This is a genomic window from Shewanella sp. ANA-3 (assembly GCF_000203935.1).
GTDB lineage: Bacteria > Pseudomonadota > Gammaproteobacteria > Enterobacterales > Shewanellaceae > Shewanella.
Genome location: NC_008573.1, coordinates 68111 through 91711, shown reverse-complemented (window position 1 = coordinate 91711; position 23601 = coordinate 68111). Strand labels below are relative to the sequence as shown.

Below are 23601 nucleotides of genomic sequence, written 5' to 3'. Positions count from 1 at the left end.
AAATGACAACTGTAAATAACTGGAAAAATAGTCTAGGCATTGAGAAATATTCCTCAATCATCCCAATCTTAGATGAATTTGTGAGTGAGGAAGGGGAACATCTTGGTTACATCCTAGAAGGGGGTTACCTTGGCGTAACGTGGCTATGCCCACCGTCAGGTGGTTATGGTGCGAGTACGATTTCCACGCTGGATTCGATTTTCAAAAAAGTCTATCCAGAAGGGACTGTGCTGCAATTCTCGCTAGTGGCTTCAGACGACTTAGTAACAGTGTTAGACAATTACCGACATTGCCGTGGCAAGCGTAATCGGTTCGATACGGTCATTGATAATGACAATATGACCGAATACATGGTTGATTATTATAAAGCGCTTGCTGATACCTCAATCCCTTCGCGAGATATGGAAGGTGTACCGCTTCGCAACTTCGAGGTATGGGCGTCAATCAAGGTGCCTATCAAGAAAGCCATGCCGTCTACAGAGGAAGTCGAAGATTTTGTCGATATGGCTAACAACCATGAAGCGTCATTACAACAAATCTTTGGTGTAGCGACCAAAATGCAACCGGAGATCCTAATTAACCGATTGCAGATGATCCACAACCCATCCCCGAATGCAGTTTGGCGCCGTGGAATTAAAGTAGATGGCAGACAAGGCTGTTACCGTTCTTCTCAGCCCATCCGTGCGCAGTTACTTGAACCTGGCACTGAGGTCAAAGTCGATGGTTCTGATTACATGGCGATTAAAGCGGAAGATGGTTCTAAACGATTTATTCAAAGTGTGAGCATTAAAGAGTTCCCAGATTCCATTTACCAAGGCACGTTACATTTAATGACTGGCGATTGGTTGAAAGGGGATGATGGCGCTATTCCCGGCAATTTCATGATCAACCTCGTGGTTGAAATGAGCCCTAAGAAAGTAGCTAAGGATTACTCCAAGCGCCGCCTAATGGCTAAACAGATAGGTGAAGGCCCGTGGGCTCGTTGGATTTCGTCTTTGAAATACGGCCTGCAAGATTTTGAATACTACGAGCATTATCTAGAGCGCGAAAAGGCTCAGCATTGCCGCTTTCATTTAAACTTTCAAATGTGGGGACCGACTTTAAAGTCAGTTAAGAACAGTACTAAAAAACTAATCACGCGCATGGAAGGCTTTAGTTGGTCAGCTGGCGTGGATAGCTTGATTGGCCGTTTCACTTGGCTAAATGGTCTGCCAATGTGTACCTCAAGTGAAGTCAGTAGTTTCATTGAACGCTTTGACTTTCTCCCGAGTAACTTGGTCAAGTTCTTCGTTCCTATGGTGGCATCGTGGCCAGGGAACGCAGTGCGACATCCTGTGCTGACATACATTGCCCGTGATGGTCAGTTAATCACCTTTGACCCATTAAAGTCAGACTCCAATTACAACATCTTTATAACCGCAACCTCTGGCGCTGGGAAGTCGGTCTCTGCTAACTATTTGATTGAAGGTCTACTTTCAACCGGAGAAAACCGTTATCCAGATGCACTTGGTAATATCCACGGTGATCCTGATGGTGGCCGCGTGTTCATCATCGACTCAGGCCGCTCATACGTTAAAACAACAGAGTTGTACGCAGGACAGTTCGTTGAGGTTATGCCGGACAACCGATTTGCGTTTAACCTATGTCCTTTTAAGAGTATCGACGAATCTCAAAAAGATACTGATGAAGGCGTTGTAGATAGTGACGCTAACAACTATTTAGGCGCTCAAGGTGAAATGCTGTTGAACGTCCTGAAGTTGATGGCTTTCCCACTTGGAGACTGTAACAGCTATCAATACTCTGCAATGTCAGTATTGCTCATGCAACTGTGGAACGAGAAGGGTAGGGAAACCAGTATTGACGATTTCGCTGATGCTTGTGCAAAACATCCCCGTGAAGAAGTGCGGCAAATCAGCGACCAATTGACTCCTTGGTGTTACTTACGCGGTGGCCAAAACAGTTGGATGTTCAACCCTAACAAGCCGCCCATTCAGTTTGAGAAGGATTTAGTGGTGCTAGAGCTTGACGGACTTAACGGTTCAGACCAGCTCAAAGCAGTGTGTATCATGCTGTGTATTCAACGTATTCAACAGGAAATGTTTAGGCATGACCAACTGCATATTGTGAAAGCCTTTATTCTCGATGAAGCGTGGGAGTTCTTGAAGGAAAACAAGGGTGTAGATGAGCAGACCCGTCAGGTTCTTCAAACTCTGGCAAAATTCCTCGAATCAGGTTGGCGTCGTTTCCGTAAGTACAACAGCTTGGGTGTGTGTATTTCGCAATCGATGAAGGATGCCAACGAATCGCCTGCGGGTATCGCGATGGCCAGTAACTCGGCTCACTTATTCTACCTCATGCAAAACGGTGAGGAACTGGCCCGACTCAATAAAGAGGGTAAGTTCATTGAGCAGGATTACCTTTTACTGAGGAATATCAAGACGGTTAGGCCGTTTTTCAGTGAAGTTCTGTTATGCAGTGGCGGAACAAAATCTGTAGGCAGGCTATATCTGCCAAGGGCTAAAGCACTGACTTACTCTACCGCTCCAGACGAGAAAAAACAGATTGAAATCATGATGAAAGACAAGGGGGTCGATATGTTTACCGCTTGCCAGATGATTGCTGAAAGGGAAGGAAAAGATCTAGTCGGGACATGGCGACGTCGATTCGACGCCGAAAATGAATCTTAGGACTGATGCTCGCAGGCCTCCCGAAAGTACTTAAAAGAATAGATTAGCGTTGATACTGGAAACAACTTCTATAATCTGTCTCTCAGGGAGGCTCGAATCTACTCCAGGGAAGGGGGATAACCGATGTTTATGGGCAACAGCGGAAATCGCTAATGCGATACTCGAATGATCATTGGCAAGATACAGCTCAATTGCTTGCAGTGTTTCTTCAGGGAATGACCAGTGTCGAATGAACACAGGAAGTAGTTCAAGGTTGAGTGCTGTGCATTCACCAATTGTGACATTAATACCCATGTGATCAGCGTAACCAGCTACCAGCATAGCTCCACCGAATAACGCAATGCCTGTGATATACGAACTGGGCTTGCGCTGAATGCTGTCGAGTGCGATGGCGGTATCGATTGAATAGTCTATGAGTTGTGTACTGACGTCATAAGCGGAGCTAGGCAACAGTTGTCTTAGCATGTAGGTAATGATCAGATTGACACTTCTGAGCGTTCCTAGTTTGGTGATTGCACGTTTTAAATCATCAAAGTTTTTAACGACGGGTAATGAAGCTGAATTTGCTACACGAAGGAACAACGCAGCGAGAGCAGCATCATTACGAACAAGTCGGTAAAGTTCATTAATGGGATCGTCGTGCTTCAAAATTTCCCTAATCTCCGGCACGGGAACATTTTTGATAAGTAAATCAAACTGAGCGCTTTGGGTAGCATCAGTTATTGATTTAGCCGAGAGGGTGTAGTTAACCATGAATCATCCATTAATTACCGCTTAGACTGAAGAGTATCATGAAACACCTGATTGAGTGTAATCGTACATCAGTATCTATAACGTACAAAAAATTAATTAGTAGAAACTACTTTAACTATGGGGGCCGCATGTTGCGAAATATAAATTATATGGTGTTAGGTTTGGTGCTGTCTGTTTTTTATACGTTCACGGCGCCAGCATTCGCATCACCTGCGCCTAATGAGGCTGAAAGCTGTGCTGTTGCTATGGCCCAGTTTCGCTATTACGCACATGGTTATGAGACAGGGGCTAAATGGATCCCTGGCAGTTTAGAGGCTCCTAAGTACGCTGAAAGCGAAGTCAATCCAGAAGGGGTGATTATTGATTATTACATTGCTAAAGAGTACACCGAGGGTAGCAATCAGATCCCTGTTGAAATTACTCGTCGATTAATTCACACGGCCTATAACAACTATCAATCGGGTCATAGCGCATCGTTTGGGAGCTACTGGACGTTGGCCTCGTGTATGGGGGTTATTAATAAGCCAATCGAGTTCCTAGGACGCTGTGACGAAAGAGAAGCGCAGCCGACGAAAAGGGGATTCCAAGAGTTCGTTCAGTGTGCAAGTCCCAACCGCTAATTCTCAAAATTTGCCTCAATCAAGAAGCGTGATCTAATGGAGACATAGAACACGAATCGGATTGGGGCATGACAGACACGTCTTTAGAGCAGTTATCCAAGTTTGGCATAACTGAGTTATGGCAAGTTGGACTTGTCATGCCTCTGCAATACAAAGATTTACGCCTTGTTCAATATGACTTGAATCCCTATCAACGCTTCTCTGGGATGACACTTTTCGGCGGTCATATTCACTCTGTATCTGACATCAAGTTAGGACGCACTAAAAAACGCAGTCCCTTCATCATTGTTGAGCTGACAGACCAACTGGGGTTTCGACTTAAAACCTTCGTTTACGACACAGCTGAAAATCTAAAGTCGTTGAGCAACGGGCTCGCGATGGCTAATCAGCATCACCCTATCTATGTCTATGGCTTACCGGAATATCAAAACCAACAACTGATCTTAAAAAATCAGGAGTTTATTGCCCCCGATGATTTAGGGCGTTTGCATGTGTGCTATGAACTGGCCAAGGGAAGGAGCAAAGCGGAACCCAATGTAATCGATTTTCTCAGCCGCTTACTGTCAGAACGTGATGTTATCAAGGAGTGTGCTGACAAGATTAGAGAGCTGCTTTCAGCTACCACCGTAAGTAACAAACGACTAAAGCAATTTCTGGGTGCAGCCCCGAGTGACAACATCGAGCAGATGTTACAGGAGATCCATTTCCCCGATTGTGTTCAACGAGGTTACGCACGGATTCGGCAAGTCAGTAAGTTAGCAGCAGTCCTCATTGGTGCGGAGGCAAAGGAATTGGCGTCACAGTGGGGAGTAAAGCGTGTCCCGTTGCATTTTGAGTCAGAGGCGATAGATAACCGCATTAAATCGTTACCATTCCAAATGACCGAGGAACAAAAATCCGCGGCATTTAGTATGGTCACGCAAATGACCTCGGCAGTATCTCAACACATGATGTTAATTGGTGACGTTGGCACCGGAAAAAGCTGTGTGATTGGCACCTGTGCCGCCTCAGTTGTGGATGCCGGTGGGCGAGTGGCCATTATGCTGCCTACTTCGAATTTAGCGCGTCAGTTACATAGAGAGTTCTCTGAGTATTACCCTGACATCAGCCCGACGTTAGTCATTGAAGGGGAGATCATTGAAGAGATTTCCCAATGTCGAATGTTGATTGGTACCACGGCGATTTTACACAAACAGTGGCCATTCACATTTGATCTGACCGTCGTGGATGAACAGCACAAGTTTTCAGTTGAACAGCGCGAGCTGTTTTGCGCTGACGGGGCGCATTTACTGGAATCGACAGCAACCCCAGTACCGCGAACAGCGGCTTTGCTAAAACATGGAGTGCTGAAGGTGTACGAGCTAAAGCATTGCTTCGTAGATAAGCGTATTGAGAGTCGTTTGTTAGAGCATTACGCAGGTCGAGACCTGGCAATAAGAGCGTTAGCGACGCTTCAAAGCGGCCAAAAGTTATTGATTGTTTGCGCCCTAAAAGATGAAAGCAAGTGTGAGGCATTTGCGGATATTCAGAATGCGACAGAGACATACGAGAAATGGTGCCGATTCATCCATAGTAATCGCCACGTCCTACCGGATGGTAGCGGGGTTGTTCTGGCGCATGGAGGGCTAACAAACGAAGAGAATGCAGCTGCAATCGATGCGCTCAATACGGGTGATGCAAACGTGCTGGTCGCGACGACATTAGTTGAAACTGGGCTGACTATTAAAGGGTTAACCCACTGCATTGTGATGAATCCAGACAGGCTAGGTCTTGTCCAACTCCATCAGCTTAGAGGGCGCTTAGCAAGGCACGGAGGGGTAGGGTACTTTGATTTACTGTTACCCCCTGAAATAAGCCCAAAATCAAAGGATAGGCTTGAATTAATTTCTCAAATTTCACATGGCGTGACGCTAGCGATTGAGGACATGAAACTGAGAGGATTTGGCGATTTAACCAAATCAGGTCGCTCGCAAACGGGAGTTAATCAGCGATATTTGTTCGGTTACAAAATCAATCTTGATGATTTAAACGATGCAATTGAGTTGATTGATACCTCAAGTTAGGTCAGAATCAACACAATTTTATTAACTCAAGAGCTTTATGGTTTATGGGTAAGGTATGAAACAACAATCGTTAAGTAAAAAATCGTTCATCGCATTTATTGTTATCTTGGCTCTTGCCCTTCTCGTTTGGGTAGTGAGCCAGTTCAACAGCTATAAAACATCACTACCAACGGGTGTCGCCAAAGATGGCCCTCCGGCCCTAGCAACTTTGTTAAGCAGTAACGCCAATAACAAAGTGATCCAGAAATGGAGTGTCACCGACGGTTCGCAAAATATCACGGGTTGGCTGGTGGATCTGAGTGGCCAAAAACAAATTTATTGGAGCACGGGCGACTTTGTTATTGCTGGTGGTCTGGTGGATGCGAATGGCGTCAACTTAACGGAGCAGTGGGCGACGACGCTGGGCATCTCCGAAGCCGATAGGAATCAGCCACAACAAGCAGGTCGAGCACAACGCGCACCTGTTGCACAGCAAACTTACACTGAGCAGGATTGGCAAAGTCTCACTGCGGCGAAATACATTCAACTGGGCTATGAACAAGCGTCAGCTGAGAAAGCGATTTATGTATTCTTTGAACCCTTCTGTAGTGCTTGCAGTAGCTTACTCGCACGTTTGAAACCCGAGATTGAAAGCAAACAGTTGGATGTGCGCTTGGTGCCGTTAGCGTGGATCAGCGCCAACTCTGTCCCAGCAATCCAAGCCATGATTGATGGCGGTAAGGACGCGGTGTGGAAGCACGAAGAGGCGAAGCAAACTAAAGCTGCTTATGCCACTGCAACCCCAACCCCAGAAACTAAGATGGCCATCATCCAAAACTCTGAGCTCATGGGTACACTGGGCATCCAAGGTACGCCGACGCTGTTTTATCGCAATGGTGGTGAAATGGTCAAAGTGGTGAATAACTTTGCCGCAATCTCCCAAGCCATAAACTCGCTACAACTCACCGCATCAGTCAATTAATTTCCCAACTCCATAAGGAGATCCCATATTGGGATCTCCTTGGTATTATAAGCACATTTGATTAATTTAATGTGTATTAATTCATCGCAAAATTCCCATTAATTGCTCAAAAAATGGGTAAATAAATTTATCCACTTATATAATTCTGATAACCTATGTAATCATAAGAAAATGTTGGGTTCAGAATGCGCGACTTAACTTTCAGTAAATCCGCTATAGCGCTACTTATACTAGCGCAATCGGCGTGGTCATTTAACGCTTTAGCTGTATCCGGTGTAACCATCACTGGTGAACTGTCTGCAAAAATGCCCGAAATCGTCTTGACCCCACCTTCAGGAGTGGTGGCAAACGTCCAGCAGGTGCAAATCAAACCAACTCAAGGATCCGGTGCGGGTTGTAGCTTAACGACGGATGTAGCGGCGGCAAAAGCCTTTATGCAATCCCAAGGTAACATGCTCTGTTTACTGGAGTGGAGCTTGCCATCAGGGTTAAGCACTTACAGCGATGGTATTCAGGGTTACTTGAATAACTCTGGCAATAACATCATCGGGTATACCGTAAGTATTTATTCTGGCAGTGGCAGTGAAAAAGTGCTGGTTGAAACAGGTTCGATGACTGTGGAAGCGGCGCAAGCTATTTCCCCAAACATCGTTGAAATCGTAAGTGACTTAACCACTGGTATCCAGTTAGGTTCGGACGTAACCAGCAACAGCAAGGGAAACATCCTCAAAACCGTCCAAGTTAAGACCGATTCAAGGCCATATACCCAAGTAGTTAATGCGCCGAGTCTCGGGGCGTGTACCATCCCGATTGGCAGCACATCATGTACCATGTCCACAGCTGGCACGACTATTGTTACCGACACTAGCAGTTCGACGGGCTCAACCAACTACAGCATGAGCGTAGATTCGGATAATGGCTATTTCAAAACCATCAATGGCCAATATCAGTCGCAATACAATCTCGCATGGGACTTCAGGACCGCGACACTCGACGATTATATGATGCAAGCGGTGGCCTCGGGTAACGAGGTGCCAATCACTAAAACATTTGCTGACGGCACGACACTAACTATCGATAACGAAAAAGCGCTATTAACAGTAGCTACCCCTCACGCGGGTAAATCCGGTACGTGGTGGCATCCACAGGCGACTATTACGCTAAAACCAGATCCACAGTATTCAATCAAACAACCAAGCTATAACCTGGCAGGAAATGACATTCTCTCTACCGATGTTATTACCTTACCTACGGGAGAACTTAAGCTGAGCCCTAAGCTCGTTGAGCAGCATTCCGATGTATGGGCATTCGAGTTTGACCTGTCTTCGCTTCCAGATGGCGTTTACATCCCATACGCGACGTTGACGGACGCTTACAGCAACACCTGGGAAGGTGTCGTAGGTGAGTCCAGTAACATCGATAGAAATCCTCCAACTATCAGGATTTACAACACTAACGGCGGCATTGTTAACGCAGCCGACCCTATTTATTTCTTTGATGATATTCTCGTTGCGGCTGTTGATTCCATGTCTGGTGGGGGGAAGGTGATTGCTGCGTCAGTCGATGGCCAATCAGTTCTTGGAGATGGTATTGATGAAGGGATTGAGTATTTAAAAATGCTCAAAACTCCAGATACTCCATTAGAGCCCAATACTGATAAATTACTATCTGTGGTAGTCCAGGATAATGCTGGTAACACATCAGTACAGGAAGTCTCAATTCGATATATGCCAGTAAAATGGCAGATAGATGACAGAAGCCAGACCTATCGAAGAGGTGTTCAAGCGGTCTCTATGCCACTCAAAAACACCGAGGGGGTTGGTTGTCGCATGTATGCGTCAGCTGAGCAGGCACGTAAAGCTGGTGGTCAGTTAAATTATCGCTGTTTTATTGAATGGCTACAATTCCCTGATGGCACAGGCTCTCAATGGTCTAACTCTCAGCAAGTCCTCGCGGGTACGTTCCAAAAAGCGACCAGTACATCCTCACTTAACGAGGCTAAGTACAAGGTTTGGATGATCAACCGAAAAAACTCAGAAGCGCTCAGCTTTGTGGGTTCGCAAGCATTTAAAGTGACTGAGCCGGAGCCGCCAGTAGTAACTGTTGCTAAATACCGTGAATTTAAACCTGACATTTTTACGACGACAGTTGATGGTGGGGTGATTACCACCACGTCAGCTGAGTTTATTAACGGTGATTTAACTTTTTCAATCACTAGCAGTGATGGCACTCAGGTGTCATACCCTTACACACAATCAGGCTCAGCTCAGTCTAAAAAGCGGATTGGTAAAGTTTTAAGTGTGGGGGCATCTGCCTTGTGGACCACAAGAGATATTGAGCTAAAAGCTCAGTACACTGGGGACAAAACCGCGTTAGGCACTAAGAAGGTTAAAGTTCTGACTGTGCCAGCTAATACTATTGTAGCGAAGCTAGAAACCCCCGAGGTACTTCAAAACACTCAGTCTACGATCACTGCTAAAGTGAGTATTGGCTCTCTGGACTTCTTAACTCGAAAAATGACTTACGATAAAGAGACTATGGGTGATTGGTCTGCGGTCATTGCATTGGAGTCGCGAAACAAAGAAGGTACTAGCTATCAAAACCTAACAGAGCCATTAAAGCTTAACAGTGAAGGTGTGGCATCTGCGGAAATCCCATTCAAGGACTTTTCTATCGGCAGTTCTCGCTTAGTGGCTCTGGTGACTGTGGACAGTAAACTGGCTGATTACCAAAAAACGATTAAGAGTAATTCTGCATTTTTCCAGATTTATAAAGGTGAGGCTATTGACGGAGATATCCTGATAAAGCGCATGGCGGGTAAAGCGCCATTCGCGGCTCAATTGCTATACGTACCTAATACACTAAATGACCGTCGTGCTAAAGGCGACGTGACTTGGGAAATGTCGAAAGATAGTGGCGGTACATGGGAAGAAATTGCCACTAACAAAGACTTTGTGCAAATCCTGTTATCTAACAAAGGTATCTATCAATTTAGAGCCCAGATTGCTAACAAGTACAGCGGTATTAAACAGACCACCGATTTCCAAGAGGTGTTGGTGTACGACCAACCAGAACTGAAGATTGAGGGTGTTAGTGCATTACATGCTGGCGAGATTGGCCAATATAAGCTGCTTGATAATGATGAATCAGTCGATTTGACATCAACCGAAGTAGAATGGTCGTTAGATGGCGTGAACTGGGTGAAAGGTGATGATAGTTTCACGTTAACGATGGACAGTGAAACTCGCTATAACATCTATGCTCGCGCAGCTTATGTGAATACTGATTTGGCTGGCGACGCCAGGTATGCGAAGGCTACTAAGATTGTACGTGCCGCACGTTTACAACCTGTGCGAATGGCATTGCCGGTGATCAAGGCGATGGAAGAAGGCGTTCCGTACACACTGGAAGCGACTACGAAGCTAGCGGATACCGCTGCGGGTACGCCAATCATCACTGAGTGGACATTACCAGACGGCACCAAGACGTTAGCGCCGTCCATCAGTTACACGCCAACGGCTGAAGATGTCACTAATAAACTGGTGAATATCCAAGTGCGATCATGGGCCGAAGGCTATCAGACTGAGACAGAAAACCTGAAGCGCTTAACTCCAGCAGCATGGCGTTATAGTTTCCCATCGTTTGAGATTATAAGTAAGACGAGCAGCAGCTATGCGCCGACGTCAGGCTCTATGTTGATTAACACTCCGACTGACCTTCCTCCGTACTACTCGGGAGTGACGTTCTCGGTTGAGTGGACAATTCCCGAGACATTTGAGGTGGTGCGCAAGACCGACAAACAAGTAGTGTTCAACGTAAAAGAAGCGGGTACAGAGAATGTGCAGGCGACTATTACTGACAACCGTGGTAACGCTAAGGTCGTTTCTAGCTACATCGGCACCAACCAAGCGCCGGAGCCGCAGTTGAACATTGAGCCACGTTATAGCAACACTATGATGCGTGAGCCACTAACCGTGATTGCAAACTTGTCGGGTAAAATGGGCCACCCATTAGACCGCATTAATACGGTCAGTTGGTATCTCGATGGCAAGCTGGTGGAGCCTACCAATCTGAGGGTGGTGGTAAGTGGCGTTGAAGCGGGTGTACATAGACTAAAAGCGGTTATGACATCTGTATTCAACATCCAACGGGAGTACGAAATGGAAATCCCCGTGGCCAAAAACGTAGAACCCAAATGTAACGTGAAGGAAAGCAATTATTCCAACATTCGCCGACTAGATCTGATGTGTACTGACGAAGATGGTAAGATGGCGAAATACGAGTGGAGCATAAACGGTGAAATATCACCCTACATTGGCTCTTATATTTACGTAAGTAAGTCGACTGGTTATAGCGCTGTGATTATCGCTAGAGGCGTGGATGACTCTGGCGCTTACTCAAATTCTATTGAGAAACATTACACAAATTAAACCGTTCAAATAAAGAATCCCGCTATTGTTGCGGGATTTTTTATAACTAGATTATCATGTGAGACATTAAAATTTGTCAAATGAGACTTGTAGTGCGATAATTATTCATAAATTTGGAATGCAGGAGTCATTGATATGGCAGTTCAACAATTACGTGAGTTCAGATTAAAACCTAAAGTACATCAATCTATCTGGGCTAAAGTGGGGTTGCCTGCTGGCGAAGGCCCTGTGCTAAGTGACGCAATTAATCATGGGTTTAGTATTGATGTTGTGAATCGCTTTGCCGAAGCCGTTTCCATGCCCGTTACGAACCTTGTCCAGTATGCCGGTTTAAGCCGGGCAACCTTCGCCCGTCGGGTAAAGGATAAAGAACATCGACTGAAGCCTAGTGAAAGCGAAGCGTTTGCACGGATGATACGAATGTATGAAGCAGCAACTTTGATGCTTGGTGGAAACAAGGCAGATGCTATTCAATGGCTCAATGAACCCGCAATTGGATTGAACGGTAAAAGACCAATTGAGTTAATGGGCTCTGAGTCGGGCACAGTAGATGTCATTCGTCTAATTAATAGATTAATGCACGGAGTTTACATGTGAAGCTCTATCGCATTGTATCAAAGCAGTACGTGGATTCTGCATGGAATGGACAAGGGGCTGCAATGTATGGGGGGCGCTGGAACTCATTGGGAGTACCGATGGTGTATACCTCTCCTACACTATCTCTAGCAATCCTAGAAGTCTTAGTGCATCTCAATTCACCCCGAAGATTCGATAACTTCGTCACGCTTGAACTGGAATTGCCCGAAAGTGAATTGATGATGTTGCCACAAAGCGAATTGGCCGAGGGGTGGCGATATAACGAAATCATGTCCAGAGGGCTTGGAGATTCGTTTATAGAGTCTGAATCGGCGGCTGGACTGATGGTGCCCTCGTTTATTGTGCCCTTGGAGCACAATGTGTTGGTCAACCCTTCCAATCCAGTTGTAATTGAGTCGGTTAAGAATGCCGTTGATTTAAAATATCAAATCGATCCAAGACTAATTTAAGTTGTTGATTAGCTAGCATAGACAACTCGAATTAAGCGGGTTCTCATTTTATTTATGACAAGTAAAATCTAACCCAACCCAAAAAAAACCGAGGTGGTTGAAGCCTCGGTTAAACGGGTCTAAACGGAAGATGGTTGTACATTATCGAGCTAGTTTGCTTAATGAATCGATCGAAATATCGGATATTGAATCATTAGCAGCATTTGCGGTTGCAACTTCAATTTGCATAAAGTAGCTAAGAACATAGGTATCATTAGGGCTGCTGGTGCTGTTGAATAAACTAAATGTGGGGTCTAAATAGTAGTCGCCACGCTTTAACCATCGATGATCTAGCGCGATTAAATTATCACCTATTGCGACAATCACGATCCCTTGCACTATAACGTCAGCATTCAATATGCTCTGAGTCCTACAGCAATTCACAAAACTCTTACCACATTCTACGTGTGCGGAAATGCGGTCCAACTCTTCAATTGTAAGACCTGTAATATTCACTGGGATCAGTGTTGTCGGGTCAATTCCTAGTTGATTCAAAATTAGCTCTAAGTCATTCACAGTAGATTTCATCGCCGATCTCGTTGTTGCTGAACTGCATTCCGTCTAGTAATATTCATGAACTGTGTGTTAATAGAAATGTGTAGATGATCAAATTCGACAAGGCTCACTGGCGTCACACGTATTTACTTCCATTTTGCATTGCTGCCGTCATTACAGCTGCTACTACGTGGTTTAGTCATAGCTATAAACTGATATTGGTACTCAACAGCGATAAATGCATTCCTGGTTCTGTATTCGTGGTAGACACACGACAAAAAACCGTTAATAGCGGCGAGCTGGTGATGTTCATGTCTCCTCAAACCGACATTCTTCCGTCAGGGATCAACATCATAAAGTTAGTGGCAGGTGTCGAAGGAGACCTCGTAGAAATAGGGAGGTTTAGTGTGACCAACAAAAAACACAGGTTCCCAGCACCTATCGACAATGCTGCGAATGCGCTGAATATCGATGTGCAAAAGCTCATTGGTACTAGGACTGTAGAGAATGGCGGGATCTTTGTGTTAGGCACAGAACCTGGCAGTTATGACAGTCGTTTCTTTGGTTCAATCAAAACTCAGCAGGTGATTGGTCGTGCTTACCTCATTATCTAATAGACAGTTTCTTGTTAGCTTGTTTGTGGCGGTATCGATGTCTGCCATTTATTTCGATGCAATGGCTACAGACGATAATCAGCAGTTTATTCTGGATGCAAAACGACAGATGGATGACGTCCGTAGCCAAATCGAGGCTATGAGGCAGAACAATACCCAGCAGCCCCAAGGTGGCCTCCCCGCTGCTTGGGGGCAGCAATCTTACATTTCACAAGCACAAATGCTCACCCAGCAGGCCGATGCGATCAGGTATCAAGTGCTGCCAAAGCCAGAACCTGTCACGCCTGTTGTGCAGCAAGAGATAGCCGCAAACGGAGAGGTATTCATTTTCGCTTCATTCGGTATGCCAGCATACACGCTGAAATCAGCGCTGAGAGCAGCATCTCAAAGCCAAGTTAAAACAACAGTCGTATTTAGAGGCCTGAAAGATGAATCTGAAAGCCTGCGTGATGCCTCCAACGCCATTCATAGAGCGATAGATGAAGCAGATTTAGATGTGACTCCAAGAGTTATCATCGACCCTCGTTTGTTTAATACCTATGCAGTCGAAGTAGCGCCAACAATGGTGTATCGCAACGGTGGCAAAGTGGTTACCGCGACAGGGCTACAGTCATTAGAAGATTTCGTTAAGCAGTCCGAAGGCTTGTTGCAAAGCGGCTCGCTCGGGAAGTTGTCAGACACTTACGACATTACTGAGATGGACATGCTCGAACTTATCCAACAGAAGCTCAAAAAAGTAGATTGGGAAGAGAAAAAGCACGAGGCCGTTAGCCGATTCGTTAACCGTAAAGAGGTTCAGTTGACAGAGAGCCTTAAAGACGAGGATGTGCGTTACAAAATTGACCCGCGTGTTCGCTTTACCCAAGACCAAACAACGCCGGATGGCCAGTATTTTGCCAAGGCCGGTGATGTTGTAGATCCTACAGCATTACTCCAAATGGAAACCCGCTTATTCATGATTGACCCAACCAGTGAGCGTCAGCTGGCGTGGATGAATGATGTACTTTCCGTGACAGATCACAAGCAAGTTTACGTGCTGCTATCAGCTCTGCCAGCGGGTAGCGATTTAACCGAATTTAACCGGTTGCAGACAAAACTAGGCCGTCGCTTGTACTTGATGCAACCGACGATGGTGTCTCGTTTTCAGCTTGAGCATTTACCCGCATTAGTTGATTTGTTTAAGGGAGAAATCCGCGTCACTGAGATTGGTCAACGAACTCTGAGTAATGCGGGATTACCGACACTATTAGTAGCTCCAAATGGCGGTGCCAAATGATGAAGAAGTTCGCAAAAGTAGCTGTTTTTCTGGCTTCCATGATGTCCGTAAATGTGAGTGCGAACAGTATGCCGGACTCGGTTTGCCCCGATGCTGGCTATTTCTCAAACCTGATTAACTCTTTTTGCTGGTCATGTACGCTACCTTTTAACCTCGCCGGATTCTCGGACAATGTGCCTAAAGGGGCTAATTCGAGTCGTTTATGCTCATGCTCGGATGCTCTGGGTGTGCCGGAGCTTGGGGTATCTCTGGGTTACTGGTCACCTGATCATTTAGTAGAAGTCTCTGCAACGCCATGGTGCAGTCCAACGCTGGGTGGAACCTTGCTACAAAATGACATGACGATGCGGGGGAGGGCATCCAACCCAGATACTCAATCTGCCGAAACGGTATCGTTCTTACATTACAACTACATCATCAATCCGGTTTTCAAGATGTTAGGTCTTTTCTTGTTGCCTGAGTGCGACACATCCCCTGGTTACTTTGACCTCGATATTGCGTACATGTCAATTCTCGATGTCACCTACGAAAACTCGGCGCTATCATTTCTGTTCACTCCTGACGCAATTCCGATTGCGAATCCTGTTGGCCGCGCCATTTGTGTTGCCGATGGGATGATCACTGCTAGTAGCGGCAGTGCTAACGAGGCACTGTGGTTCTGCGCTGGCTTAGATGGTCCCTTGTATCCATTAACCGGCTTTATTGGGGCCGACAATGATTTTATCCGCAATACCCAGTTAATCACGACTCGTTCACTTGCTGCGCTACATCGCAGGGGGTTAGCACGAAAAACTTACGGTAAAGAGGCGATGTGTAACGCCGAGTACAGTCCAATGATCCCTAAGGCGCAGTACAAAATTTCTATGATGTATCCGTCTCCTGAAGCGAATCCTGCAGCAGCATCAGCCGTGAAACCCACGAAGGCTTTTAATATTGAGGATCTACAAAATCCTGAAACTGGCGATTACGACAACAGCGAAGATAAAAATAAATCAACCCTAGATGGTTCATGGGATGAATGTTGTCACCCTCTCGGTTGGCCTACGATTTGGTGGGGTTCAGGTAGAAAGTCTCCTGGTAATGGAAAAGACCAACACGCGGTTTATTCAATTTTCAGATACACCGATTGCTGTGTGAGGGTTCAATAACAATGGAAGATAAACTGGTTACGTGGTGGGAAAAGGTAATCTCTTACGGAATAGGAAGCATTTACTTATTCAATATTTTAACTATGAGTTTTCTGGCGCTATTTCTCACAAGTAGCCCTGCATTTGCAGATCTCCCATTGCCAGTATCTCTTCAGTATTCCTGCCCAACAGGGTGGAGCTATTCCAATGGCACCTGTATTAAGTACACTTATGCAGCCCCGGTAGTGTCATGCTCGACACCGGGCTATTCACTCACCACGGTAAATGGCTTACAAACATGTGCCAAAAACGAGTCCCGGACAACGATAAACAGTTGCCCCACTGGGACAAACTGGTTGGACTCTCAACAATCGTGGAACTATCATGACCCTCTGTATCCTAACCTTTGTTCAGCAAGGCAAAGCGCTTCATCTCGGGCTAGTTGCCCCACAGGGTACACAACATTTAGCAATGGAATTTGTTTTAAACTGCAGACCCCATTGGGTAAAACTTGCCCGGATGAAGGTGGGGCGGCAGAAACAGTAGAGCAAATTTGCCCACAAACCTATGTAGACCTCAGACTCTGTAAAAAGGACGAGACGGTCTCAGTTACATTGCCTGATCAAAGCTGGCAAAAGCAAAACGAATCAACCTGTAAGCGAACCTTGTATGAGGGAACCATTTCCACTTGTCCAACTGGCTACACGCCTGCCGGTGATGACAACTGCCAGAAAGTCGAAACCACTGTATCAACTGTAAGCTGTCCGGCAGGCTACTATCAAGATGGTAGTCAGTGTATGCCTGGGACTGCCCCGAGCTGCCCGGCAGGTAAGACGTTAATGAACGGTTCATGTGTTAATTCCTCGGGTTCTGTCGCCAGTTGTCCAACTGGAAAAGAGTTAGATCCCTACAGCAATACCTGTATTACGGCGAAGGGAAACTTATCAGATCCTGATTACTTTATGCAGATGGGCCGCGATTTTGGCAAATCCGCGGTAGGCGCCATTGAGCTGCCAGGAGGCACAACTAACAATATTAAGCTTAATTACCGGAATGTTGGTCAAACAGATATGACCACATCTAATATGACCAATGCTGATATGCTCGGGCTTGACTCCAATAACGGTTACAACGTATCTGCAACAGGTACTTATCAGGACGAAAAGGCGCAACAAAAATCGATTAAAGAGGCCGTTGAGCGAAACACGGCTTATGGAAAGTCAGAGCCCGTTGTAGGGGCAAATCAAGATGAAACGAATGATGCGCAAGATCATAGTGCCAATGCTTACCTGACATTGCTCGATGCTCAAAACAAGAATCCTCCACACACTATTGGTAAGGATGCCTCATTCCTTAAATCGGGAGCACAGGAACAGCAAAACATTCTTAATGGTAGTGGAGGACAATTTTTCGGGGATTGTTCGACGGACACTGTCACTAAAACTACTATCGATGACTCACTGATTAAAAATACTATCGAAGAGTGCTTTAAGCCAAACAGAAACAATCTTTCAAGCTGTAATAGAGAACGAATTTTAACGCCACCAAACGAGAATAAAATCTTTGGCAGTGGGTTTGGGTATTGCGGTAAACGCTGTATTTCAATCATTTTGGGAGATGAAACGGATAACGCTCTGCCAGACAATGATGATGGTACGTGTAAAGTCTATCGCAATGCTTCATCGTTCAGATTGCTTGACGGAATAAACATTGTTTCCGCGACTATAGGGAAATCGAGATATGACGATTATTTTAAATTATCAGTTAATGACACAATTCTTAACCAGTCTTCGACTTTCCCACTAGATGGACAGTCTTGCTCCGATATTGGTAACACCATAACTGCGTCCCCCATTGATGTGACTGTGCCATTCCAGACTGCATTAGCAAAGAATCGCACTCTGACCGTCGAACAGTTGCTATCCGTAAAAAATTTGGGGGAAGGGTATACCAGTATCACTATCAATTTCGATCAAGACTTGCTTGCAAACTGGGTTGAGGACATTGTTGAGTCACCAGAAGGATGTGAGGCATCGTTGTCAACGCCAGACAGTTTTTGTACGGCATCTGATTGGAAATGCGATGCTAGATTAGATTCTGAGTTAATCAATAACGGTGGTGTGCTAAATCTTTCGGATATAGATGGTGCTCCGGGGGTTCAGGCGGTGTCTGGGGCAAATGACGTAATATTAATGGTTATGCGTAGGGATTTTGACCCAAGTTTGGCAAATGGGACTAAATCAAACTGCGGCAACATAGTTGGTACCACTGATGATGAAGGTGACAATAAGAACGACGACGGTCTATGGGTATGCAAAGAGGGAATTGGGTTTCAAACTCATAGTATCTACAGTGGCCCAGGTATGTATGGTACAGAGTTTGTAAACGTCCTACCCAGGCGGAATAAATGGTCTGTATTTGCTGTCAAAATAAACAACGGTGTTACATCTCGGTTTTACAATGAGAATGGCCAGATTTTTGATGCTAAGCAGATGTACGGTGGAAGTTTTGACTCTTTAAAGCAACGTCGAATTATCATTGGGCGAGGGAATACCTCAGAAGATTGGACCAAACGTGCTAACGCACCACTTTATCTCGCTCATTGGGAAGTACTGCGTGATATATCCTCAGACCAACAAGTTATCGATGCGTTAGAAAAAACCAAGGATATGTTTGCACTTGTCAATCTAGATCCTTTATACGAGGGGGACGATGGCCTTACTCCTTGCATGTATGCGCACATGGAAGATTATGTGTGTGATCCTCTTAAGGGTAATCGACTACCCTTTAATGGTGGAACAGTTGGGTATTCTGACATTCGGACAATGGGTGATCAGTGCAGTCAGTATACGTCAGATGAAAAATGCAGTATTGAGTCATCTACGTGCGCGGAGGGGTGGCTTGATTCGGCAACTAATACATGTTTTGGGTGGGATGTGACTTATCGCTGCGAGAGCGGTTCGGTCATAACTAAAACTGAAATAGTAGAGAATAATACCTGTTTTACCGATATTTCATGTGTGAATGGCAATTGCGAAACAAAAGCAAAAGAGACCAATACAGACTTTGTTCAAACTGCTGCGATGTACGCGGCTATAAACGAATTAGACAATGGGTCATCATGTACTGACCCTACTAATCCTGATACCTGCCAAGTGTTCGTTGGCAGTGTTGAGCAATGTAGCTGGGATCAACTCAAGGTAAATGATTGCTGCTCCACCAAAGGCACCGATACCACATCCAACCTATTTAAACTGTCATTAATGACCTTCAAAGCTGGGCAAAACGCAGTGTCCAGTGAGAACGCGTGGGTGAATGAGTATTTAGGCGGGGAATATGCCAAAAAAGGCTGGAGCATGGTAAAAAGTGGTTGGAATGATGCTGTTGATTGGGTATCTGACACAACTAAACCAGCGACGGAGGCCGCAAAAGGTGCATGGGATTATCTTGGTAAATCCTTTTCTTCCGAAGCTACGGCTACAGCTGGCAACGCAGCAACCACAGTTTCTGGAGAAGCCGGATCCGTTGTTACTGACTTTTTCACTGATTTGGCTACCTCAATCGATACGGTAAAAACTGAAATCTACCAGTGGGTATATGATGTCATGCCTGAGGCGATGCAGGAAGCGATTCTCTCAGGAGCCGAAGCGCTTGGGGTTGAGATGGCTGGGGAGGAAGCAGGTGCTCAAGCGATGGAAGGGATTGTCGGCAACCTCATCGCAGCACTTTCTTTCGTTATGATGCTTTACACCATCTATAACATGCTGAAATTGCTTTATACGATATTGACGGCCTGTGATGACGAAGAGCTGAAAATGGGTACAGAGCTGAAAGAACGAAAGTGTTTCTTTGTCCGTAAGGTTCCTTGTAAAAAGACATTAGGGATATGTACCGACAAGGCCCATAACGAGTATTGTTGTTTCAAGAGTACCTTGGCCAGAATAATTATGGAGCAAGTAATTATTCAGTTAGGTCAAAATCCGGTGTCATGGCATGACAACGAAACGTGTCGCGGATTGACTCTAGACGAGCTAGCAAATATCGACTTGGGTAAAGTGGATTTCAGCGAATGGGTAGGGTTGATGACTGAATCAGGTATGTTCCCTGAACCAGACATGGAAAAGACGGGTGAAGACGCTGTGGTTAACCGAGAAGCTCGAGATAGTGCCGATGACAGGATTAAAAATCAGTTAGGGGTTGACACTGGTGTTAAAGTTCGAGAAGCGTTCCAGAACGCATCTCCTGCAACTAACTTAGATTGTTCAGGTTTCCCAAGACCGCCAAGCTGTCCTGTATAAAAACAAAGGCCGTTACAGCGTTTATTGTAACGGCCTTTTTGTTAGGCTTTAGGTTTGATGAATAAATGGGTCTGTTTTTTATTCAGGTCGATTACCTGCTGATATTTTGCTCTCAAATTATCAGCATCGGGGCAGTCTCTATTCGCAACAGCATCCACCGGAGGCACATATAGGTAAGTTGGATAAGTGGTCGAGATAGCATTTAACTTATCTAGCAGCACTAGCTCTCCGCAAGTGCTCACTGACGTTGTAACTACTAAATAGTCTCCAACCTCAAATGATTGATCAAATAAGGAAGATGCCTGTTCAGCATTTAATGATGTCGCTGGGGTGGCGACGCCATAAGTTAACCATGCCCAACCTGCCTCTTTCTTGTTTGGCGCTAACTGGGCTTTAGAATCCTTAACAAACATTGGGTGAGTCATTTTGCTCCCAATTTTTACACTTCCTATCTTATATTCAGTTCCAACATCTTTGCCTAAATAGTCGGCTAATTGCTGAGAATGTCCTACCAAATCTGCGGCAGGAATCACTTGAATAAGATTAAACTTTGCTAAAGGCTTTTTGTTCGTGGTTCCGAGAAAGAACAAGCCTGCATTCATTAAACCGCCACTTAATCCACTGCCACCGAATGCGCCAATACCAGCAGTGCCTGCAGCCATATTCATCGCCATGACAGAGCCTGAAGCACCATTAACCTTTTGCCAATCTTCCGCAGATAGTTCAATGTCTTGAGTGTTTTTATCGCCTCCAGCTGCTTTTAGCACTTTTAGAGCAAACGAATCGTCTGATTGAATAGCTAATTGATCGAATGACTTTGTTTCAGCAGCACTTGCTGTCGCTGATACAAATACTGAACTAGCGACTAATGCTGATAATGCGATGATTGATTTTTTCATGTCGAACTCCTACCTGAATTACCAACAATGTTAACACAGGCCTAATACTTGGCAAATTTCTTGAAATATAAGAAGAGTGGTTAAAAGGTTGATTGTTTAGCTTACGAAACTTATCATTCGCGCAACACATAAATTTAATGGTGAAGTTTAAATGGGCTCAACAAAAGATCAGGGGTTAGTCATCGAACGTGACGACAATACCCTTGTTTGTGCATTACCTGGAAGTGGTAAAACCTATGTTTTGGTAGAGCTGACTAAGCGTTTACTGTCCAGAGATGGCGCCTATTCTGTCCATTTACTTACGTTCACGGATGCGGCTCGTGTTGAGCTCACTGAGCGAATGCTTCACGCCCTTACCCCACGAGCTATGGAACGGGTAACTATCAGTACCTTTCATTCAACTGCGTTAGCGATGACTCGCGGCAAACTTAATCGCCGGTTATTAATGGCCAATGAGTTAATGCTGTTCGTTAAGTCGGTGCTCAATGAAGCTGACCATTTAGACCTCATTGATAAGTTCAGATTTAAGGTGCCGGACGTTGTTAGGCTGTTTGATGAAATGGGCCGAAGCCAAGACCTGTCAAAAGAGTATAGTGGCACAGAAGTTGCCTTGTACGAGCTTTACAAAGATATGCTGATTAAGCAGGGCAAGACGGATTTTAACGTCGTATGCCAATTGTCCGTGAGCTGGCTGGCGCAAAGGGAAATCCCTCCTGTGTCGGCTACGCATATTCTGGTAGACGAATTTCAAGATACCGATGCACTGCAATACATGTGGCTACGTGAACACGCGCTGCTTGGTAAAAAGCTGGTGGTCGTTGGTGATGACGATCAAGCTATCTACTCGTTTAGGGGTGGCCAAGGATACGACAATATGGTGGCCTTTCAGTCAGAGTTTAACGCAGATGCTTACGTGTTAAGAGACTGCTTTAGATGCTCAAAGGAAATCCTGAATCGAGCGGGGATGCTGATTAAGTTCAATAACCCCGATAGGATTGATAAGCCGATGAATGCGGTTAGGGAAGAGCAAGGTACTGTCAAAATCATTAAGTCTGGCACGATGGATAACCAGCTTAACCAGATTTTAGATGCGGTGAGCAAAGAGCCTCATACGTGGGCAGTAATTGCGAGGAACAATGCCATCCTTGACCGCGTTGAAACGGTTATTCAGGGTCATGGCATTGAGTACAATCGACGCGGCGGTAAGTCGTTTTTTGATGGCGTAGCACCCTACAGCTTGATTCAAATTGCCTCTGTGATTTCAGGCAAACATGATGACCATACCCTGCATCGGGCTTTGGCGGCTTTGTCAGTGCCAGAGGCGGAAACGGCAAGAATTATTGGTTTATGCCGGACGGCGAAAACGACCTTTGGCGGCCTTAAACATGCGGAGATTGGTCATCATGCTGACCTGCAAAAGTTCCACTCATTAGCTGAAGCCTGGCATGACATACCTGCAGGGCGTGAGGATGCTAAGCGAACCTACATGCAATCTATCGTTAAATTGTTAGCCATACACCTCGATAAGCGCGACCAAAAACATGCTCAAGTCGTCGGTGATGTCATTGCTGGACGTCACTGGGAGAGCCTGGGCGAAAGTATTGCGCAACTGAAGTCTTCGTTAGACTGCAAAAAGCGTAAAGACCAATCAGAAGAGGCCGCACCTAAGCTGTCATTGATCACTATGCACTCTTCAAAAGGTTTGCAGTTCGACAACGTGTGGATTGTGGGGAGCGACACAGGAACCATCCCGAGCAAAGAGGCGTTAGCAGAGGGTAAGATAGCGGAAGAACGTCGATTAATGTATGTGGCCATGACCCGCGCTATCTCGTCGCTCACTATGAGTTACACCAGTGAGCCCAGTGAGTTTCTGTACGAGGTTAACAAAGAAAGGGTTGTAGAGCTGGAGTCTGGATATGAAGACGATGCTGACGATTTTGACGCCGCTTGACATCCTCCACCCCCTAAAGAAGTGTGGGGTTTTACGCTTAAACTGACAGATTGACAAACCAGTGAAATTAAAATAATGTGTATGTGGGCGGATGCCCTTCGCCTTTCTAAGTGTTCTACTTTTCAGTAGGCATTCTTTTCAGGGCCATGATGTACACACCTGTTCATGGCTTTCGTATCGGTGGCTTTAGCTATTTCTGATTTACCTCCAGTTTCACTAGGAAATAACGATTTCCTAGTGCAATTGCACAGCCGAACCTCCCACCTAAACGTCTGGCTCGCTGAATATCAGCTTTCCATTTCTTTACGAAAAATCTATCACTGAAAAATTCAGTTAGATAGA

General features: G+C 45.4%; 15 protein-coding genes. 12 read left to right on the top strand and 3 right to left on the bottom strand.

What is annotated here, in order from left to right:
• Window positions 1-2: 2 nt before the first annotated feature.
• Window positions 3-2687, top strand: coding sequence for a TraC family protein (locus SHEWANA3_RS22090; protein WP_011711555.1), 2685 nt, complete (start codon window positions 3-5; stop codon window positions 2685-2687).
• 30 nt (window positions 2688-2717) lie between these two features.
• On the opposite strand, the gene SHEWANA3_RS22085 is transcribed toward SHEWANA3_RS22090, so the two are convergent.
• The gene (locus SHEWANA3_RS22085) at window positions 2718-3440 is read right to left on the bottom strand and encodes an HDOD domain-containing protein (RefSeq protein WP_011711554.1); all 723 of its coding nucleotides are present in this window, start codon (window positions 3438-3440) and stop codon (window positions 2718-2720) included.
• A 128-nt stretch (window positions 3441-3568) separates the two neighbouring features.
• Between SHEWANA3_RS22085 and SHEWANA3_RS22080 the strand changes: the two genes are divergently transcribed.
• The 6 genes from SHEWANA3_RS22080 (at window position 3569) to SHEWANA3_RS22055 (ending at window position 12560) form a co-directional block, all read left to right on the top strand.
• On the top strand, window positions 3569-4060 hold the full coding sequence (locus SHEWANA3_RS22080; protein WP_011711553.1) for a hypothetical protein: 492 nt from the start codon (window positions 3569-3571) through the stop codon (window positions 4058-4060).
• Window positions 4061-4128: 68 nt separating this feature from the next.
• A complete protein-coding gene (locus tag SHEWANA3_RS22075) occupies window positions 4129-6123 on the top strand; it encodes a helicase-related protein (RefSeq protein WP_011711552.1) in 1995 nt (664 codons plus the stop codon).
• A gap of 55 nt (window positions 6124-6178) precedes the next feature.
• Complete coding sequence (locus tag SHEWANA3_RS22070) at window positions 6179-7084, top strand: thioredoxin fold domain-containing protein (RefSeq protein WP_011711551.1); 906 nt, start codon at window positions 6179-6181, stop codon at window positions 7082-7084.
• A gap of 185 nt (window positions 7085-7269) precedes the next feature.
• Window positions 7270-11514 carry an Ig-like domain-containing protein gene (locus SHEWANA3_RS22065; RefSeq protein ID WP_011711550.1) on the top strand — a complete coding sequence of 1415 codons (4245 nt, stop codon included), beginning with the start codon at window positions 7270-7272 and terminating at the stop codon, window positions 11512-11514.
• Window positions 11515-11649: 135 nt separating this feature from the next.
• Window positions 11650-12111 carry an antitoxin Xre/MbcA/ParS toxin-binding domain-containing protein gene (locus SHEWANA3_RS22060; RefSeq protein ID WP_011711549.1) on the top strand — a complete coding sequence of 154 codons (462 nt, stop codon included), beginning with the start codon at window positions 11650-11652 and terminating at the stop codon, window positions 12109-12111.
• Entirely contained in the window at window positions 12108-12560 is a 453-nt protein-coding gene (locus SHEWANA3_RS22055) for an RES family NAD+ phosphorylase (RefSeq protein ID WP_011711548.1), read from the top strand. The genes SHEWANA3_RS22060 and SHEWANA3_RS22055 overlap by 4 nt, the downstream gene beginning before the upstream one ends.
• 141 nt (window positions 12561-12701) lie before the next feature.
• Here SHEWANA3_RS22055 and SHEWANA3_RS23370 read toward each other — a convergent pair whose 3' ends face one another.
• Window positions 12702-13127, bottom strand: a complete 426-nt coding sequence (locus SHEWANA3_RS23370) for a hypothetical protein (protein WP_011711547.1) — start codon at window positions 13125-13127, stop codon at window positions 12702-12704.
• A gap of 74 nt (window positions 13128-13201) precedes the next feature.
• Here SHEWANA3_RS23370 and SHEWANA3_RS22045 point away from each other — a divergent pair, with 74 nt between their 5' ends.
• From SHEWANA3_RS22045 to traN, 4 genes are all read left to right on the top strand, one after another.
• On the top strand, window positions 13202-13708 hold the full coding sequence (locus SHEWANA3_RS22045) for a S26 family signal peptidase (RefSeq protein ID WP_011711546.1): 507 nt from the start codon (window positions 13202-13204) through the stop codon (window positions 13706-13708).
• Window positions 13709-13745: 37 nt separating this feature from the next.
• Window positions 13746-14984, top strand: a complete 1239-nt coding sequence (locus tag SHEWANA3_RS22040) for a TrbC family F-type conjugative pilus assembly protein (protein WP_166485397.1) — start codon at window positions 13746-13748, stop codon at window positions 14982-14984.
• 41 nt (window positions 14985-15025) lie between these two features.
• Window positions 15026-16132 (top strand): TraU family protein, encoded by a 1107-nt coding sequence (locus tag SHEWANA3_RS22035; protein ID WP_244096633.1) that lies wholly within the window; start codon window positions 15026-15028, stop codon window positions 16130-16132.
• 593 nt (window positions 16133-16725) lie between these two features.
• Window positions 16726-20409 carry a conjugal transfer protein TraN gene (gene traN / locus SHEWANA3_RS22030; RefSeq protein WP_244096632.1) on the top strand — a complete coding sequence of 1228 codons (3684 nt, stop codon included), beginning with the start codon at window positions 16726-16728 and terminating at the stop codon, window positions 20407-20409.
• Window positions 20410-20450: 41 nt separating this feature from the next.
• Here traN and SHEWANA3_RS22025 read toward each other — a convergent pair whose 3' ends face one another.
• Window positions 20451-21308, bottom strand: coding sequence for a hypothetical protein (locus SHEWANA3_RS22025; RefSeq protein WP_011711542.1), 858 nt, complete (start codon window positions 21306-21308; stop codon window positions 20451-20453).
• Between the two features lie 151 nt (window positions 21309-21459).
• Here SHEWANA3_RS22025 and SHEWANA3_RS22020 point away from each other — a divergent pair, with 151 nt between their 5' ends.
• On the top strand, window positions 21460-23259 hold the full coding sequence (locus tag SHEWANA3_RS22020; protein WP_011711541.1) for an ATP-dependent helicase: 1800 nt from the start codon (window positions 21460-21462) through the stop codon (window positions 23257-23259).
• Window positions 23260-23601: the final 342 nt, after the last annotated feature.

Bases quoted from the DNA above. Each gene is read 5' to 3' on its own strand.
- SHEWANA3_RS22065 (WP_011711550.1), top strand. From the start codon at position 7,270: ATGCGCGACTTAACTTTCAGTAAATCCGCTATAGCGCTACTTATACTA.
- SHEWANA3_RS22040 (WP_166485397.1), top strand. From the start codon at position 13,746: ATGTCTGCCATTTATTTCGATGCAATGGCTACAGACGATAATCAGCAG.
- SHEWANA3_RS22020 (WP_011711541.1), top strand. From the start codon at position 21,460: ATGGGCTCAACAAAAGATCAGGGGTTAGTCATCGAACGTGACGACAAT.
- SHEWANA3_RS22085 (WP_011711554.1), bottom strand. From the start codon at position 3,440: ATGGTTAACTACACCCTCTCGGCTAAATCAATAACTGATGCTACCCAA.
- SHEWANA3_RS22060 (WP_011711549.1), top strand. From the start codon at position 11,650: ATGGCAGTTCAACAATTACGTGAGTTCAGATTAAAACCTAAAGTACAT.
- SHEWANA3_RS22070 (WP_011711551.1), top strand. From the start codon at position 6,179: ATGAAACAACAATCGTTAAGTAAAAAATCGTTCATCGCATTTATTGTT.
- SHEWANA3_RS22045 (WP_011711546.1), top strand. From the start codon at position 13,202: ATGATCAAATTCGACAAGGCTCACTGGCGTCACACGTATTTACTTCCA.
- SHEWANA3_RS22025 (WP_011711542.1), bottom strand. From the start codon at position 21,308: ATGAAAAAATCAATCATCGCATTATCAGCATTAGTCGCTAGTTCAGTA.
- SHEWANA3_RS22035 (WP_244096633.1), top strand. From the start codon at position 15,026: ATGTCCGTAAATGTGAGTGCGAACAGTATGCCGGACTCGGTTTGCCCC.
- SHEWANA3_RS22080 (WP_011711553.1), top strand. From the start codon at position 3,569: ATGTTGCGAAATATAAATTATATGGTGTTAGGTTTGGTGCTGTCTGTT.
- SHEWANA3_RS22090 (WP_011711555.1), top strand. From the start codon at position 3: ATGACAACTGTAAATAACTGGAAAAATAGTCTAGGCATTGAGAAATAT.
- SHEWANA3_RS23370 (WP_011711547.1), bottom strand. From the start codon at position 13,127: ATGAAATCTACTGTGAATGACTTAGAGCTAATTTTGAATCAACTAGGA.
- SHEWANA3_RS22075 (WP_011711552.1), top strand. From the start codon at position 4,129: ATGACAGACACGTCTTTAGAGCAGTTATCCAAGTTTGGCATAACTGAG.